18 protein-coding genes are annotated in these 16,314 nt (G+C 34.3%); 7 read left to right on the top strand and 11 right to left on the bottom strand.

Annotated features, from left to right (window positions below; all coding sequences use genetic code 11):
• Nucleotides 1-379: 379 nt before the first annotated feature.
• Together AB9L17_RS06990 and AB9L17_RS06985 are read right to left on the bottom strand one after the other, a co-directional pair.
• Nucleotides 380-694, bottom strand: coding sequence for a DUF7010 family protein (locus tag AB9L17_RS06990; protein WP_375200270.1), 315 nt, complete (start codon nucleotides 692-694; stop codon nucleotides 380-382).
• A 358-nt stretch (nucleotides 695-1,052) separates the two neighbouring features.
• Nucleotides 1,053-1,493 carry a GNAT family N-acetyltransferase gene (locus tag AB9L17_RS06985; protein WP_375200269.1) on the bottom strand — a complete coding sequence of 147 codons (441 nt, stop codon included), beginning with the start codon at nucleotides 1,491-1,493 and terminating at the stop codon, nucleotides 1,053-1,055.
• Nucleotides 1,494-1,884: 391 nt separating this feature from the next.
• Here AB9L17_RS06985 and AB9L17_RS06980 point away from each other — a divergent pair, with 391 nt between their 5' ends.
• Nucleotides 1,885-3,282, top strand: a complete 1,398-nt coding sequence (locus AB9L17_RS06980) for a hypothetical protein (RefSeq protein ID WP_375200268.1) — start codon at nucleotides 1,885-1,887, stop codon at nucleotides 3,280-3,282.
• A gap of 226 nt (nucleotides 3,283-3,508) precedes the next feature.
• On the opposite strand, the gene AB9L17_RS06975 is transcribed toward AB9L17_RS06980, so the two are convergent.
• From AB9L17_RS06975 to AB9L17_RS06965, 3 genes are read right to left on the bottom strand one after another with little or no spacing between them, the layout of a single operon-like run.
• Nucleotides 3,509-4,288: an ABC transporter permease gene (locus AB9L17_RS06975; protein WP_375200267.1), complete on the bottom strand. Its 780-nt coding sequence runs from the start codon at nucleotides 4,286-4,288 to the stop codon at nucleotides 3,509-3,511.
• A gap of 4 nt (nucleotides 4,289-4,292) precedes the next feature.
• Nucleotides 4,293-5,195 (bottom strand): ABC transporter ATP-binding protein, encoded by a 903-nt coding sequence (locus AB9L17_RS06970; protein ID WP_223553053.1) that lies wholly within the window; start codon nucleotides 5,193-5,195, stop codon nucleotides 4,293-4,295.
• Complete coding sequence (locus tag AB9L17_RS06965; protein WP_375200266.1) at nucleotides 5,179-5,430, bottom strand: PLD nuclease N-terminal domain-containing protein; 252 nt, start codon at nucleotides 5,428-5,430, stop codon at nucleotides 5,179-5,181. The genes AB9L17_RS06970 and AB9L17_RS06965 overlap by 17 nt, the downstream gene beginning before the upstream one ends.
• Nucleotides 5,431-5,612: 182 nt before the next feature.
• Between AB9L17_RS06965 and AB9L17_RS06960 the strand changes: the two genes are divergently transcribed.
• The gene (locus tag AB9L17_RS06960) at nucleotides 5,613-6,146 is read left to right on the top strand and encodes a transcriptional regulator (protein ID WP_068982930.1); all 534 of its coding nucleotides are present in this window, start codon (nucleotides 5,613-5,615) and stop codon (nucleotides 6,144-6,146) included.
• A gap of 33 nt (nucleotides 6,147-6,179) precedes the next feature.
• Complete coding sequence (locus tag AB9L17_RS06955) at nucleotides 6,180-7,040, top strand: YitT family protein (protein WP_068982931.1); 861 nt, start codon at nucleotides 6,180-6,182, stop codon at nucleotides 7,038-7,040.
• 121 nt (nucleotides 7,041-7,161) lie between these two features.
• On the opposite strand, the gene AB9L17_RS06950 is transcribed toward AB9L17_RS06955, so the two are convergent.
• Together AB9L17_RS06950 and AB9L17_RS06945 are read right to left on the bottom strand one after the other, a co-directional pair.
• On the bottom strand, nucleotides 7,162-8,607 hold the full coding sequence (locus tag AB9L17_RS06950) for a sensor histidine kinase (RefSeq protein ID WP_375200265.1): 1,446 nt from the start codon (nucleotides 8,605-8,607) through the stop codon (nucleotides 7,162-7,164).
• Nucleotides 8,604-9,296, bottom strand: a complete 693-nt coding sequence (locus tag AB9L17_RS06945) for a response regulator transcription factor (RefSeq protein WP_263297390.1) — start codon at nucleotides 9,294-9,296, stop codon at nucleotides 8,604-8,606. Before AB9L17_RS06945 ends, AB9L17_RS06950 begins: the two co-directional genes overlap by 4 nt.
• A 276-nt stretch (nucleotides 9,297-9,572) precedes the next feature.
• On the opposite strand from AB9L17_RS06945, the gene AB9L17_RS06940 reads away from it, so the two are divergent.
• From AB9L17_RS06940 to AB9L17_RS06925, 4 genes are all read left to right on the top strand, one after another.
• Entirely contained in the window at nucleotides 9,573-10,484 is a 912-nt protein-coding gene (locus AB9L17_RS06940) for an ABC transporter ATP-binding protein (RefSeq protein WP_375200264.1), read from the top strand.
• Complete coding sequence (locus tag AB9L17_RS06935) at nucleotides 10,481-11,239, top strand: ABC transporter permease (RefSeq protein ID WP_375200263.1); 759 nt, start codon at nucleotides 10,481-10,483, stop codon at nucleotides 11,237-11,239. The genes AB9L17_RS06940 and AB9L17_RS06935 overlap by 4 nt, the downstream gene beginning before the upstream one ends.
• A gap of 13 nt (nucleotides 11,240-11,252) precedes the next feature.
• Nucleotides 11,253-11,987: an ABC transporter permease gene (locus AB9L17_RS06930; RefSeq protein WP_068982934.1), complete on the top strand. Its 735-nt coding sequence runs from the start codon at nucleotides 11,253-11,255 to the stop codon at nucleotides 11,985-11,987.
• A 358-nt stretch (nucleotides 11,988-12,345) separates the two neighbouring features.
• The gene (locus AB9L17_RS06925) at nucleotides 12,346-12,651 is read left to right on the top strand and encodes a hypothetical protein (protein WP_375200262.1); all 306 of its coding nucleotides are present in this window, start codon (nucleotides 12,346-12,348) and stop codon (nucleotides 12,649-12,651) included.
• Here the strand turns inward: AB9L17_RS06925 and AB9L17_RS06920 are convergent.
• The 4 genes from AB9L17_RS06920 to AB9L17_RS06905 form a co-directional block, all read right to left on the bottom strand.
• Nucleotides 12,635-14,155 (bottom strand): sensor histidine kinase, encoded by a 1,521-nt coding sequence (locus tag AB9L17_RS06920; protein ID WP_375200261.1) that lies wholly within the window; start codon nucleotides 14,153-14,155, stop codon nucleotides 12,635-12,637. The two genes, AB9L17_RS06925 and AB9L17_RS06920, sit on opposite strands and share 17 nt — an antisense overlap.
• Nucleotides 14,139-14,840, bottom strand: coding sequence for a response regulator transcription factor (locus AB9L17_RS06915; RefSeq protein ID WP_375200260.1), 702 nt, complete (start codon nucleotides 14,838-14,840; stop codon nucleotides 14,139-14,141). The genes AB9L17_RS06920 and AB9L17_RS06915 overlap by 17 nt, the downstream gene beginning before the upstream one ends.
• A gap of 147 nt (nucleotides 14,841-14,987) precedes the next feature.
• Nucleotides 14,988-15,575 (bottom strand): DedA family protein, encoded by a 588-nt coding sequence (locus AB9L17_RS06910; RefSeq protein WP_068982938.1) that lies wholly within the window; start codon nucleotides 15,573-15,575, stop codon nucleotides 14,988-14,990.
• Entirely contained in the window at nucleotides 15,575-16,147 is a 573-nt protein-coding gene (locus AB9L17_RS06905; protein WP_375200259.1) for a class I SAM-dependent methyltransferase, read from the bottom strand. Before AB9L17_RS06905 ends, AB9L17_RS06910 begins: the two co-directional genes overlap by 1 nt.
• Nucleotides 16,148-16,314: the final 167 nt, after the last annotated feature.

Here is a 16,314-nt window from a genome sequence, read left to right as displayed (position 1 = left end):
TACCATATACCTAATATTTACAATACCATCTAGTGTGAATATTATTCAACTAAACTGCGTTGTTAGTTTAAGTACATATCTTCACAATTTTTATATCATTTTTAACATAAATATCCCTCAAAAAAAAAATTACCTTGAAGAAAATCTTTGAAGGTAATTTTATAAAACGTTATGGCTCATCACCATAACGTGTGGTTGAATTCTGTTCCGACTGGGGGTCGTCGGGGCAACAGATGTTTTTTGTGCGAAAGAGAAGCGGCTGCGACAGATGTTTTTTGTACGAAAGCGAAGCGGCTGCAACAAATGTTTTCTGTACAAATTCTAGTCTGCTAAAAGAAGCTACATAATAGTAGTCCATGATCATTTGGCCTTTCAGACATCAAAACGACAATGCACAATTTTTATATTTAGGATTATATATCAAGCTATATTCAGCCTCTACTTTCCTAACATTGCTGACTTCCGCAAATCCCATATTTTTAGATACATAAGATAAATCCATTTTGAAAAAAAAAGCTAATGGTAAAAGTACTGCGGTAAAACAAAATGTTAAAAAATTTCTAGTTGCTATATCATTTATCGGAAGTAACCATATTATAAAAATTGAACACCAAATAATTATTGATGCAAGGATAAAATGCAAACCTCGCTTCCCTCTTAACGCTATGTCTTCTCTTGATGTATTTATTTCCAAAAACTCATCTCCTAAAATATATTCACAATATAATAATATAGCTTTTTTTACAATAAATTTCAATTACCATATAATTTCTTACTATTTCAAGTTATTATCATTAGCCATTTAAATTGATGGTTATTTATTAAGTTGATCAAAACTCATTTCGTGACTTTATTGCAAATCAACATCGGGCGGAATACTCTATGTGTTCCACTATTTCAGCAGGTATTTTTAACCCCCACTGTAAGAAGTCTCCCATCTATAGAGGTGGGAGACTTCTGCTGTTATAAGTTAAAAAGTTTGATTAATATTCACTTAGAATCCTTTAAGCGAAAAGGAATTAAACGGTGCATCTATTTAAAACAGTACGACTTTATTTCAAACTATACTTTGCTAACATTTCTCCCCAGGGAGCCATTCCAGCTTCTTTAAAACCTACACTAGCATATAGTTTTCTTGCTTGCTCATTGTCCGGCTGATATCCAAGCCATATGACATCAGTGCGATCTTCTTGACTCTCAATGTCTTGAATAATTAACTTCATCGCGCTCTTGCCGTGTCCACGCCCTTGATATTGCTCATCAATCATAAATCTGTATATCCAATAGTTTCCGTCATCCGAATCTATCCCGTACATCGCGAAACCGATAAGCTTTTCTCCACAATAAATCGCCTTTATCTTCATGTGCGGAAAAAATTTACTTTCTGCAATTGAATACAGATTTGAGGCAATAAACCCTTGCTGTTCTTGCTTAGGCTTCAGTTGAATACAAGCTTCCCAATTACTTTGATCAATCGATTTTAAACTAATCAAATTTCAGATTCCTCCCTAGTAGTAGAGAAATCCATTGTCACGAATTCTCTACAAAATTAGTTTTCCCCTGCCGATAAAATAACTTATTGTCTTGATATACATAGCACATCACTCCTCATAAGATGGATTGTCAACGTTAAACAGTACAATTTAATAAAGCAAACGATTTGCTCTCCATTTGTACTCTCGTTTAGTTCGACACCCGCAGACAAATCCCTTCTATATTTCTCCAAACAGCCAATTTAAGTTTTTGTACTGCCACTACACTTTCGGTAAAAAACATTTGCTGAGAGAAGTTAAATCTTAATCATCGAATTAGTTCTCTAAAATCATCACCATCTTTTTTTCTCTTCATATTCTATAATCAGACCTAATTTTGAGGGGGAAACGTATGGGGATTGAATTCACTGCTCTCCATTGGATTTACGTTATTTTTATTATCCTTATCATTGGCTTTATGGTTAAACGTCGCGATACCACCCTCATTTGTATTATTGGCATCTTCATGCTAGCAATCGTAGCTACAGGTGATTTAACTTCATCGATAAGTGGTGTTTTTAACAGCTTTATTTATGCGATTACAGAGCTTTTATCAACCATTCTAATTATTTCTATTATCGTTGCCATGAGTCGCGTTTTGATGACTTCAGGTATTAACGAAGTCATGATTGCTCCTTTTACGAAAATCATTAAAACACCAGCACTGGCTTATTGGACGATTGGTCTGTTAATGATGTTTATTTCCTGGTTTTTCTGGCCATCACCAGCTGTGGCGCTTTTAGGGGCCGTTCTCTTGCCAGTTGCAATACGCGCAGGTCTGCCAGCGCTTGGAGTGGCAATGGCGATGAATTTATTTGGTCATGGAATTGCACTTTCGAGTGATTTTGTTATACAGGGGGCTCCGAAACTGACTGCTGATGCTGCTGGTATTCCAGTTGGTGAGGTAGTAGCTGCTAGTATCCCTCTTGTCATTACGATGGGCGTTGTCACAACATTAGTCGCCTATATTTTATTACGACGCGATATGAAACGTGGAGCACTATATTTGAACGCTACAAACAACACAAGTGAAGACGCTGAACAAGTAACCGCTGAACACTTGCTGACACTTGGACAAAAACGCTTTTTCGCAGTTCTCATTCCAATTGCCTTTGTCCTCGATGTCATTGCCATGTCCATCTTAAAATTACAAGGTGGAGATGCTACAGCTTTAATTGGTGGAACATCCGTCTTTATACTTCTGTTGCTTTGTGTGGTAGCTCATAAAAACCAAGGCCTCGAAAAGACAACAAGCTATTTAATTCAAGGATTTCAGTTCGGATTTAAAGTGTTTGGGCCAGTTATTCCCATTGCGGCCTTCTTCTATCTAGGGGACTCTGGCTTCACACAAATTATCGGCGACTACTTACCAACCGCTTCACATGGTATCGTCAACGATCTCGGCGTGGGTCTAGCTGCTGTCGTACCATTAACAAAGGAAGTTGCGGTCATTACTTTAACAGTCGTTGGCGCCATTACAGGATTAGATGGCTCAGGCTTCTCAGGTATTTCCTTAGCAGGCTCCGTTGGTAGTTTGTTTGGTAATGCTATTGATGGAGGTACAGCAACTTTAACAGCACTTGGGCAAATTACAGCAATTTGGGTTGGAGGCGGAACGATCATCCCCTGGGCATTGATTCCAGCCGCGGCAATTTGTAACGTTAGCCCCTTCGAACTTGCAAGGCGTAATTTATTGCCCGTGATAATTGGACTTGTCGTTACAACCATTGTGGCAGTGTTTTTGATTTAACATTGCGAAAGTAAGGAACCTTTTAGTAGGTTACTTACTTTCTTTTTTATATTACTTCACAAGTATAATTTACCTGTATTAACTAGTAAGGCAGATGATTTAGATGATGATTCAATCGCCCTTACCTCGAACAAACAATAATAATTTTGACTATTTTATAAAAGCATTTCTTTGAGCGTAGCTATTGCATACACTATTTTCCTACAAAAATAATTGCTGAAAGAAGTTAAAATTTCTTTTTCGCAATAAAACTTTGCATAGTCATGATCATCAATAAAACCAACAGCAATGTTACGACAACATTAATGCCATACCAAGTACCCACCTCACCTGTCATTAAAATATTTGTTGCAGACAAACTATTACTAGCAGGGTTAATAACGTCTAAGATTGGATGTAACCCCGCAGTGAAACGACATATTAATAGGACAACGATACTTATTAATGCAATAAATGCAGGACTAGTAAAAAATGTACTCATCATCGCCACAAACGTTATGACAAATAACAGCCAAACACAATAGAATACGAAAGCCCACACAGCTTGTGTCATAGGAACAGTAGTAAATAAATACGCTGAGTAGCCATAGGACACTACATAGCCAAGAGCTATACAGATCACTGCCATTATATAATGGATAATGATTTTACTATTTAAATAAGATGATATCGATACTGGCCTTGTTAGGATAAATGCCATCATGCCATTCGCTTTTTCCCCTTGGATAATACTCATCGTGGCAACTGCCAGAATAATAATGCCTAGTTGATCAAATTGTGAATTTAATGTTGAGGCAAGTACCTCACCTCCCTCTGGTTTTGCCATGTTAGGATCAATCATTATACCTTTAACCCCACCAGCTGATTGTAAAATAACTGGTAAATAATACGTCATAATCGGCTGAGTTAGCCCTAGTAAGATAAAGACAATTGGGAGCCAAACTATTTTATATTCTTTTGTCATTTGATTTATTTCTTTTTTGCTTAACGCGATAAAAGCATGCATTCACTTACACCACCAATTCTAAAAATATTTCTTCTAGATTATCTTGAATACCCACTTCAAATTTAGTAAACAACACTTTTGAGTCGAGTCCATGCTGTAATAATCGGTTGGCATCACCTTCCAAATGATCCACAAATACTTTAAAGCCATCTCCATAGCTTTCGATTTTCTTCACATATGGCAAATGTTCAATCATTGTTAACCACTTCAAATCTTCCTTTCGAATCATTAAAAAGATAGCTGATTCTTGATGATGCTTAATCAATTCTAATTTTGTAGCATCCTCTATTTTGTGACCATTTTTAATCACCACAAAGCGCTCACAAATTTCTTCTGCATCGCTCAATATATGTGTTGATAATAAAATGGTCGTTTCTTTTTTTATCTCTTTTAATAGATTCAACACTTCTCTCCTACCTATTGGATCTAGTGCAGATACCGGTTCATCCATAATCATTAAAGCTGGTTTGTGCAATAATGCTTGTGCGATGCCAAGGCGTTGTTTCATACCACCTGAAAATGTTCCGACATGGATATGTGCTTCTTTCCCTAAGCCCACCTTTTCTAATAGCAATGGAATTTCTTTCTGCAATTCTGTTTTTGCTATGCCAGAAAGTGTCCCCATAAAGGACAATGTTTCAAATGCTGTCATCCACGAGAAAAAATTAGGATACTGAGGTAAATAACCAATTTGATGTTTCATAGATGAATTCTTTTGACCATCAAGAAGAACTTCCCCTTCATCCGCATACAAAATGTCGGCAATGATTTGAATTAACGTAGATTTCCCTGCTCCATTTGGACCAATTAACCCAACACACTCATTAGCATCAATGACCATTGAAAAACCATTCACAGCCGTTTTATGTTTAAATTTTTTCGTAATATTTTTAATTTCTAAGCGCATGTTTATTTACATCCTTTCTACCAATAATGAAGTATAGAACAGAACCAATCGTATTAAAGAACAAAATAATAATTGTCCACATAAGTATGTTTTCTCTCGTATCTCGGTGCCGATATAAATCGAATAAAGCAACAATGATTAGAACAAATCCTACGAATAAAAATGGCAAAATGATTGGTAGTATGCTTGCCCAATCCAATTGATTTAAATCATCAAAACCATAGTGTAATTTCATTACTAAAACCTCCATTCATTATCATTATCAATAATGATAACAAAATACTTTAAAAATTTCATCCTTTTTACTGTACATCCTTTTAAAAAATATATATTATATTTTTGAGAATGTTCTCACGTTGATAACATTTTATTACTACCCTTGATACCATCTCATTTTTTCTATAGGAGGATCGTTTTATGCGTAATAAAGCAGAGGTCTTAATGCACCCTGTGAGAATGAAAATTTTACAAGCTCTGAATAAAGAAGAAGGCTTAAGCACTTTGGAGATGATAACTGTCATTAAGGATGTACCTCAAGCTACTTTATATCGACATATCCAAATTTTGGTGGATGAAAACATTATAAAAATTGTAAAAGAGCGAAAAGTACGTTCTGTTACAGAGAAATTTTATGCATTAAATGAAGGAGCAGCAAAACTGAGTAAGGAGGATTGGTCACAACTAACAATCAAACAAAAATTAAATTATGTTTCCTATTATCAATTAGCTTTACTATCTCAATATCAAAATTATTTAAATTCACTTGATGAAAAAGAAAGCACGGCAGATCTTGCAACTTTTTCATTTCTTGACTTGTCATTAACGAATGATCAATTTATGAACTTTGAAAATGAATTAAACAATTTAGTAACTAAATACTATAATATGGCCGACTCAACTGAAGAAACTGAGACAAAAACAATTGCTGTAAATATTATTCCAAAACCTTAAGTATTATTTTACATACAGAAATGGAGAAGATGAATGAAAAAAAGAAAGTTAATTGAAAACACACGAAAATTTATTCTGATTGTCATTGGCGCTGTCATTGCAGCATATGGACTAGAGGCGGTATTGATACCGAACGATGTCATTGATGGTGGTGTGACGGGGATTAGTATTATGGGCGCACATCTCTTTGGTATTCCGTTAGGCGTGCTGCTCTTTGTATTAAATATTCCGTTTATTTTTATTGGCTACAAACAAGTAGGTAAAACTTTTGCATTGATGAGTTGTGCTGGAATAGCAGCTTTATCTGTTTCCACAGTCCTTTTACACGATGTTAAAACAATTTTAGGTCCAGAAGATCCTTTATTAATTGTTTTAGCTGGTGGTATGTTACTTGGTGTTGGGATTGGGATTGTCTTACGTAACGGTGGTGCCTTAGATGGCTCTGAGGTTTTAGCCGTGCTACTATCTCGAAAGATTCCATTTTCAGTCGGGGATATTATATTATTTATTAATGCCTTTATTTTCTTAGGGGCAAGCTTTATTTTTGGATTGGAGAGCGCATTATATTCAGCTTTAACGTACTATATTGCGAAAAACGTTATCGATATTATTCAAGATGGTTTAGAAAAATCAAAAGACGTTCGTGTTGTTAGTTCGAAGTCAGAGGAAATTGGAGATGCGATTCAAGCTCGTTTAGGTCGTGGTGTTACCTATACACAGGGTCGTGGTGGTTTTTCAAATGAACCAACTGAAATTTTAAACTGTGTTATTAACCGTATGGAAGAAAATAAGATTGTTTCAATTATTAAAGGTATCGATGAAAGTGCTTTTGTCGTCATTTCTGATGTTTCAGAGGTACGCGGTGGTAACTTCAAAAAACGTGATATTCACTAAATCAAAAGTAATGTTTGATAAAAAATATTCTCATTGGATTACGTCCAATGAGGATATTTTTTATAGCGTGGAAAATTAATTTTTAATAAATAGGATTCATAGTTTTGTTTTATGGACAAAATTATTCAGGAATTTTTTCAAGGTTAGTACACACGATTGGGAACGTAATATTATACTGAGTTCCTAATTGCGGTGTACTCTTTATGTTAATCTCTCCCCCATGAGCTATAATAATTTGTCTTGCAATTGCCATTCCTAACCCTGTTCCCTGATTATTAGATGATGCACTAGTTCCTCGGTAATATCGATCAAATAAGTGCTCAATCGTTTCTTGATCCATACCGACTCCATCATCTTTAATTACAACACGAATTTGTCTTGGGTAAGACAAGTCTTCATGTAGGAAAATTTTAATGTTGGTTTCAGGGGGATTATGCTTAATACAATTAGCAATTAAATTTTCAAATGCCCGCTTCAAGTATCTTGTATCCATATTAAGGATAATTTGTTCCTTACTTGATTCAAATGAAAACATCTTATTTTTCGATTCAGGCAATCTATATAGTTGTTCTAGAACATCTTTAAGAATATTTACAAGATTATTTTGTTCAAATTGTATTGGAATAGAATCATTTTTTAATTGAAATGTTAAGTTGAAGTCTTCAATTAATTGTTCCATATACTCTACACGATTCTCCATGATTCTGGAAAATTGACGTATCTTATCTTGTTCCCATTCGTATTCACGTGAAGATAACAAAACAATATAACCTTTAATAACAGACAAGGGGGTTTTAAGATCATGTGAGACTCCTGTTAGCCATTCTTCCCTAGTCTTTTCTAATAACTCCCGTTCTTCTGAATTTCTTTGAAGAGTTGATGTAAGATTGGAAAGAGCCTGCGTCAATTCTTCATACGTACTATATTTAGTTTTATTTCTCCACCGTTTTTTTCGATTAAATTTCCATTTAGAAAAAGGTTCTTCATATTTTTCATTAGATAGATTTTCAATCCACGATACAGTATGTAGTAAAGGAGCACCTAGTTGTCTTCCAAAAAATAAAGCAAGTAGTATTCCAATTATCATGATTGAGAGCATCCATAGATTATTTACCCAATAGAAAAACGGATTATTATTTGACATCGGCTTACCTAAAACCCATGTGAGATTTTGGCTATCAATAGTTTTATACCATGTTGACAGCTGATATCCTTTTTTTGCGGGATACAGGTAATCAGAAACTAGTTCTCCTGGAGTATAATGTTCTTTTATATTTTGGGGTTTATTAAAGGAAAATATTTCATCGCCATTTTCATCTAATATTTGGATCCACATTTTATTTTTTAATAAAGCATCTTTAATCTTAGAACTTATTGTAAGTTTTTGATCTACGACACTGGTATGTTCAACAGCATTGCTAATCGTTAATCGTGCACTTTCTGTTTTATTTTGTCCAAGAAAGAAACTGAAAAAAACAATGGTTATTACAATAAGTAAGCTCCAAGTAAACATTAACCAGAAAAGGCGTGAAATGAAAAAATAGGCAACACGATTTTTTAATTTCACAATAAGCCCTCTTTTGTGTCTACTTCAAAAATATAGCCTAATCCTCGAATTGTTTTTATCCATTTAGGTCTACTAGGATCTTTTTCTATTTTTTCACGTAAACGTCGCACATGTACCATCACTGTACTATCTCCACCATATATTTCACCCCATACATCCTTATAGATTTGATGTTTACTTAAAATTCGGTTGGGATGCTCGCAAAAATAGAGCAAAAGTTTCATTTCCTGAGTAGGACACTCTATTCTTTCGCCATTAACAATAAGTTTGCCCATATTGGGATCTAGAGAAAAATAGGCAAAATCGTAAATCTGTTTTCTTACATACTGTGACGGAATTTTAGTAAAACGTTTTAATTGTGCTTTTACACGAGCAACGACTTCTAATGGATTAAAAGGCTTTGTAATATAGTCGTCTCCTCCAAAACTAAACCCCTGTAATTTATCTAAATCGGTAGTTTTAGCTGTAAGAAACAGTACTGGTACATCTGTCTCGAAACGAATTTTATTGCACAAAGTAAAGCCGTCTGTATCAGGTAACATTACATCTAACAATATAATGTCTGGTTTTTTTTGAGTTGTTATAGAAAGTGCTTCTGCTCCATTAGTGGCGATTAAGATATTTTGAAAACCTTCCTTTTCAAAGACTGTTACTAATAAATCTAAAATGTACTGATCATCATCAACCATCAGAATTTTATGATTCTCGATTTTAAAAGTCACCTATATCATCCTCTCTATCTCAACTATTATTTTACCTTAAACATAAATATAAAAAGTCGTTAATAAAAGAATTAATACTCCATTTAATTTTCCGAAAAATCAGAGTACGAATTCCTTAGCATTCCATGTAGGTTGATTAAAATAGATAATTATTATAGAACTAGCCGTTTAGCAAATGTTTAAGAAGAGTTTCATTCGTGTTCATTAAGTTTCATATACGATTGAAATGAGGTGAGGAAATAGATGAAGAATCAAATAGTGGTGACAAATGAGCTTACCAAAAAGTATAAAGGGCATACATCTGTCGAAGGATTAAACTTACAAATCGAACGTGGACAAATTTATGGATTCCTTGGCCCTAATGGAGCTGGAAAAACTACAACAATTCGAATGTTACTAGGTTTAATAAAACCGACAAAGGGAAATATTGAAATTTTTGGTCAAAGTCTAAAAAAAGATCGGCTACAAATTTTACAACGAATTGGATCATTAGTGGAGTCTCCAACATTCTATGGGAACTTAACCGGACGTGAAAATTTAGAGGCTGTTCGTAGGTTAAGAAATCTTCCAGAAAATAGCGTTGACGAAGTATTGGATGTAGTAAGATTGACTAAATCTGCGAACCGACTAACAAAAGAATATTCACTTGGAATGAAGCAGCGACTTGGGATTGCTACGGCACTATTAAGCAAGCCGGAGTTATTAATTTTAGATGAGCCGACAAATGGTTTGGATCCGTCGGGTATTCAAGAAATAAGAGAGTTGATAAAAAAATTGCCTGAGTCTGGTATGAGTGTCCTTGTATCTAGTCACTTATTAAGTGAAATAGACCAGATGGCTACGCAAGTTGGGATTATTAATTGCGGAAAAATGATTTTTCAAGATTCAATTGAGCAATTAAGACGAAAAAGAAAACCGTTATTAAAAGTAGGAGTTAGTGATTTAGTTGAAGCAAATACACTATTAAAAGGAAAAGGATTAAAGACTGATTTGCAAAAAGATTTTTTGTGGCTTCACCAAACAGAGCCAGAGTTTGTTTCAGAAATCAATTCCATTCTAGTTCACTCAGGACTATCTGTGTATCGACTTGAGGAAGTAAAAAGAACACTTGAAGATATTTTCTTAGAACTAATTGGTAGTGAGGAAAGCTTATGAAAAATATCTTATGGGCAGATAAAATCAAATTAAAACGTTCTTCGTTATTAATTATTGTTTCATTGGTTCCGTTACTTATCATTGCATATGAGTTGGTGAATGTCACCTATCGCGCTGAGTTTGTGGAAAAACAAGCTGAGATGTTCGGCGCAGGCTCAATGTGGATGTATTTAATATATGACAATAGTTTGTTATTTGGTCTAGGTTTTCCATTAGCCGTTACACTAGCTGCATCAGTGATTGCAAATATTGAACATCAAGCTAATGGATGGAAACAAACCCTTACAATGCCTATAGCAAGAGGGAAAATTTATTTGAGTAAATTTACTTGGCTAACAATTAGTCTATTCCTATCCACTACTATTTTTCTGATTGGCATAGTTTTTTTAGGAAAGGTACTATCATTTGAAGGGGATATTCCTTGGAGTTTATTGATAGGCGATTGTTACGGTATGTTAATTACAGTATTACCAATTATGGCTTTTCAATTTTGGCTATCTATGAGCATTAAAAATCAGGCCTTCTCTATTCTTATCGGATCCGTTTCCTCTATTATGGGTCTGTTTTTAGCAGCTGCTCAAACGACTAGATGGTTACCAATTGCCTATCCAATTCAATCATCAACGGTTATATTGCAGTATGAGGGAATAGGATATAACCCAGATTTATCGGCATTTCTTGTTGTAAATCTAATATTAGGTATCATCCTGTTTTTTATCGGATCCATGCATTTTGCCAAACGGAATGTCCAATAAGGGAGGGCTAATTTTGAAAAATATCTTATTTGTTGAACGATTAAAGTTAAAACGCTCCAATTTATGGTTACTTTACTTTATTGGTCCTATATTAGGTGTGGCATTAGCTTATATTAATTTCTTTAAAAACTATGATCTCCTAATGCAACCTGGAGATAATGCTTGGATAGAAGTGTGGACACAAGCCGCATTATTTATGGGACCTTTTGTATTACCAATCTTAGTAGGAATATATTCAGCACTAATTTGTAGAAGTGAACATGCGGGAGGTGGATGGAAACAACTACTAGTATTACCAGTTAAACACTCGGTCGTCTTCCTAGGTAAATTTATTACAGTGGTCCATATGGTAATCATTACAATGTTAATTTTATTAATCTTTTTTATTGGATTTGGTTATATTAAAGGAATCAAAGACACCCTTCCGATCTTTACAATATTGGGGTATATAATTAACGGTATTATAGCGTGTCTACCTTTAATTCTTTTGCATTTAATTATTTCCATAAGAGCTAAAACATTTGGCATACCATTGGCCATCAGTATTGTTTTTACACTTCCAGCGATTATTGTTGCCAGCACACCATTAGGCCAGATTTATCCATGGACACTGCCAATGTTAGCAATGTCACCTAAGGACGAATCACCTATTCAATCTTATTTCTTATTTTATACACTATTAGGTGGAACTTTTATCACTTTACTAGTTTATGGTTTGAGAAGTTTTCGTAAACGGGACATAATTTAACTGTTTTGACCAATACTAGGCTCAAATACCTACTTGGTTTATTTACCGAAATGACGAAGTGCAATCACCTGCACTTACATATTTTTTAGAGACGATCGATGAATACGACTTTTCATCAGTTTGAGGGCTACCCAACACTCAAAAAAGAGCTATTCAACATTGAACAGCTCTCTTTTTGAGTAATTATTGTTTCTACAAGTTTCCTAGGCTTGCTTAATTGCCATTTTTTTAAATTCTACCATCACTTAGTAGTTCAGCTGACAAGACTTCCACATATTTTCCATGCAGTATATCCTTTGACGATTAATCTAATTTCCTATAGGCTTTTATTAAATCGGTTTATACAAAGGAGTATTAAATGGATATATTTATCGCCAGTAATCGTCAACTACCTATACGTTATTACGTCAATGAAGCAATTTGGATTCGTCGCGGTGGCAGTACAAAACTTCCCGAACTAACATTACCGTTTTTTGTCGAGGTGGAAATTAAAAACCGTGTAAACTTACAAATAATAATCGAATATATTTTTGAATTCCAACGACAGTACAAACAAACAGAAATTCAAATACTAATAAAAGACACATATATTTTAACTAATATCCAAGACATGCTTACTAACAATACGTTGACCAATCACACGATCACTATTCAGCAGGTGTAACAGGTAATTCAATGAAAAACTTCAGCAAGTGATCTGCATATTTTGCATCAATTTTACCACCATGTAGTTCTACTATACTCTTTGCAATAGCAAGTCCAAGTCCTGAACCTTCCGCTACGCTTGTTCTAGACTGATCTTTTTTATAAAATCGCTCAAATAAGTTCATTAGCTCTTCGGATGTAAATTCATCACTTTCATTTGCAACACAGATTTGAACATTGCCCTCTTGTCTTTCAAGAGAAACAAAAATCTTACCGTCACCTGTACTATATTTAATGGCATTCATTAATAAATTATCAAAAACTCTGACAATTTTTTCGGAATCAACCGTAGTAAAGATCCGCTCCTCAGAGAAAATTTTTGTAAATGAACGATGGTTTTCCTCTGCCTGCGGGATTAACTCCTCAATTAATTGATCGAGAAGCTCATTGATACATACCTCTTGTTGCACAAGGACAATGCTTTCATTCGTTAGCTTCGTATACTCAAATAAATCATCAATTAGGTTTTTTAATTGTTCAGATTTTGAAAAAGCAATCTTTAAATACTCATCATACTGCTCCTTCGTGTCATACCTCTCATCTCTTAACAATCGTAAATAGCCCATAATCGAAGTAAGTGGTGTTCGTAGGTCATGCGAAACATTAGTAATTAATTCATTTTTTTGTTTTTCAATCCTTCGTTCCATCTCTATATTCGTCATAATTGCTTCGGCCATATGATTGACGTTCTCTGTTAATAAAGCTATTTCATCTATCCCTTTTTTTTCAATTCGATAAGTTAAATCTCCTTTTGCGATTTCCTTAACCCCCTCTGCCAACGACTCAATTTGTTTCATTTTTCGTTTTGTTATATAGAAGAATGAAAAGGTAAATACAATAATTGCACTAAATAATGGGATAAGGCCGTCATTCGAACTTGCGATAACCATACCCTCGGGAATACCACTGACAAATAAATATAGGTTTTTATCTTCTATAGTTAAAGGATAAAATGCAACGAATTCTTGCCTCAATTGCTCGATTGCTGGTATCTCATAATTATAGAGTGGATGATTAATCGCAAAATCCATTACAGTCCGAATCTTATAATGCAAATTGATTTGTTCCTCTTCCACTTGCGTTGTTTTGTATAAAACCTTTCCGTTCTCATCAGTAACTATTACTTTTAATGTACTCTGTTTCATTTCAAATTTAAAATTTTCGGTTTCAATCATTTGCTGTATAGCTTCTAAATTATTATCATTGCTAGCTAGATCTGCGGCACGCTTCGCTTGATCATTTATTTCCTGCATTCCTTGACTATAATCAATCGTTACTGTTTGGTCGATATTCAAAGCAAACGAAAGTGCGGCTCTTGCTCCAAGTAAGCCCAAAAATGCGCAAAGAACTAAAGTCGTCAATAATTGAATTCTAATGCTTTGCCGAACTTTTGTAATAGCAGTGACAATAAGCACTTTAAGTTTGTTAAGTAAGTATTTAAATGGCTTAATGATCTTTCTCAATTTTATAACCTACTCCCCATACGGTTTTAATATACTGAGGATTTCTTGGATTTGTCTCAATTCTTTCTCGAATTTTACGGATATGTACCATGACCGTATTTTCAGACTGTATAGCTTCTTCCTTCCAAACCCTTTCATAAATTTGCTCAGCACTCATGACCATTCCTTGATTTCTTGCGAGTAATTCAAGTACTGAAAACTCCCTTGGCGTCAGCTTTACTTTTTCATTATTAACGACTACTTCATGTGTGGCAGTATTAATTCGCATATCACCGATTTCTATTTCATTTTCGTTCATCGTATCTAGTCGATTCATTTTGATGTATCTACGAAGCTGAGATTTAATGCGCGCAATTAGCTCTAATGGGTTAAATGGCTTTGTTACATAGTCGTCTGCCCCTAAAGTTAATCCAGTAATCTTATCCATATCCTGTGATTTTGCGGACAACATAATAATTGGCATCTCGGCTTTTTCCCTTACTTTCATACACATCTCAATACCATCTACATTCGGCATCATAATATCTAGAACAATTAAATGTACTTTATGTTTCGTTAAAAGATTAAGGCCTTCTTCTCCATCACTAGCTTCTAGTACATCAAAGCCTTCGTTTTTTAAATAAATAGCAATAAGATTTCTAATCTCTTTTTCATCATCCACAATAAGAATTGTTTCTTTATTCATCTAATCCCACCAATTATAAAATATATTAAACTATCCAATGTGTTAACCAGGCTCATCACCATAACGTGGGGTTGATTTCCGTTCCGACTGGGCGCTTTTTACCTGTCAAACTATTTCCTTTACAATAATTTCCGTTCCTAATTTTAACTATTTTTTTAATTTTCGTATATAAAAATAATAAAAACACCCTACAATAGCGACGAAAACCCCAAAATATATTCCATATCTCGTAGCTAGCGCAGAAATATATTCCATATGTTTTCCAAAGAACAAACCAAGTGTAAAGTAGATCAATGTCCAAACAAAACCTGTTGTGTAGGAATACATCGCATATTTTTTAAATGACATGTTATTCATACCCACTAAGTATGGAATGATATGTCTTACAAATGGTATAAAATAGCTTACGACTAAAGCAAAATGCCCGAACCTTTCTATTAGTTCTTTTGATTTCAATAAATGTTTAGCATTTTTCTTCTTCACCAATTTATCAAGTATTTTATGACCAAATACTTTACCTAGGATATATCCTAAAGAAAGTCCTGACACTACACCTAAATACGTTAATATAAATGCTTTAATCACACTCATTTTTTCTAATGAAGATAGAAATCCACCACTCATAACGATCATCTCATCAGGAAGCGGCATACCCACGATTCCTAGCCATAAGCTAAAAAATAAAGCAAAATAACCATACTGCTCAATAAATGATAAAAGATCCTGTAACCCCATTAACTAGCCCTCTTATTTCCTAGTTTACAGCTCAACACATAAGCTGGCGGAAAATTAACCCACATTTTTTCATGTGAAATGTTCTCAAAAAATTGTTGAATAAAGGATTTTCTTACAAGCGAATATTGGAATGTAATAAATTCTCCATCCTCTAAGCAATCCTTTACATTATGTAAAATTCGTGATGAAACGGCTGGATTCAACGATGTAAAAGGTAACCCAGATACGACATAGTCAATTTTTTCGATATTTAATGCTGCCATATACATGCATAAATCCTCAGCTGATCCATGTATAACAATTACACTTGGCTCATGCTCAAATTGTTGACGGAGCCTTTCACAAAAAATCTCATTATATTCAATAAGAATTAGCTTCGTAGTCTTCTCTTTTCTTTTCATTAGTTCTTTTGTAAAGGAGCCAGTGCCTGGGCCTAGTTCAACAATACATTGGGCTTTTTCAAAGCAAATCGTTTCAACCATTTTTTTTGCTAACTTTTTAGAACTAGGTGAAATCGCGCCTATATTTTTTGGATTTTTTATAAATTCAGTAAGAAACGTTATAAATTGCATTCCATTTTTCTCCCCGCTCATGAGTAATATTTGAATGTTTTAAATATACCGAGCATTTCTTAAAGAATTGCGAGGGAATTTCTTAACTTTTTCTTAAGAGTCATAAAAGGTCACTAGTTCTAATAATATTTTCCTCAAGAAAATAGGCATACAATTGCTTCCAATGG

Source organism: Lysinibacillus sp. RS11, assembly GCF_042019215.1.
GTDB lineage: Bacteria > Bacillota > Bacilli > Bacillales_A > Planococcaceae > Lysinibacillus > Lysinibacillus xylanilyticus_A.
Note: the sequence above shows the minus strand (reverse complement) of the source record. Positions and strands in the feature narration are given on the sequence as shown.

Bases quoted from the DNA above. Each gene is read 5' to 3' on its own strand.
- AB9L17_RS06955 (WP_068982931.1), top strand. From the start codon at position 6,180: ATGAAAAAAAGAAAGTTAATTGAAAACACACGAAAATTTATTCTGATT.
- AB9L17_RS06935 (WP_375200263.1), top strand. From the start codon at position 10,481: ATGAAAAATATCTTATGGGCAGATAAAATCAAATTAAAACGTTCTTCG.
- AB9L17_RS06970 (WP_223553053.1), bottom strand. From the start codon at position 5,195: ATGCGCTTAGAAATTAAAAATATTACGAAAAAATTTAAACATAAAACG.
- AB9L17_RS06925 (WP_375200262.1), top strand. From the start codon at position 12,346: ATGGATATATTTATCGCCAGTAATCGTCAACTACCTATACGTTATTAC.
- AB9L17_RS06915 (WP_375200260.1), bottom strand. From the start codon at position 14,840: ATGAATAAAGAAACAATTCTTATTGTGGATGATGAAAAAGAGATTAGA.
- AB9L17_RS06975 (WP_375200267.1), bottom strand. From the start codon at position 4,288: ATGCATGCTTTTATCGCGTTAAGCAAAAAAGAAATAAATCAAATGACA.
- AB9L17_RS06905 (WP_375200259.1), bottom strand. From the start codon at position 16,147: ATGCAATTTATAACGTTTCTTACTGAATTTATAAAAAATCCAAAAAAT.
- AB9L17_RS06980 (WP_375200268.1), top strand. From the start codon at position 1,885: ATGGGGATTGAATTCACTGCTCTCCATTGGATTTACGTTATTTTTATT.
- AB9L17_RS06910 (WP_068982938.1), bottom strand. From the start codon at position 15,575: ATGGGGTTACAGGATCTTTTATCATTTATTGAGCAGTATGGTTATTTT.
- AB9L17_RS06940 (WP_375200264.1), top strand. From the start codon at position 9,573: ATGAAGAATCAAATAGTGGTGACAAATGAGCTTACCAAAAAGTATAAA.
- AB9L17_RS06960 (WP_068982930.1), top strand. From the start codon at position 5,613: ATGCGTAATAAAGCAGAGGTCTTAATGCACCCTGTGAGAATGAAAATT.
- AB9L17_RS06945 (WP_263297390.1), bottom strand. From the start codon at position 9,296: ATGGTTGATGATGATCAGTACATTTTAGATTTATTAGTAACAGTCTTT.
- AB9L17_RS06965 (WP_375200266.1), bottom strand. From the start codon at position 5,430: ATGAAATTACACTATGGTTTTGATGATTTAAATCAATTGGATTGGGCA.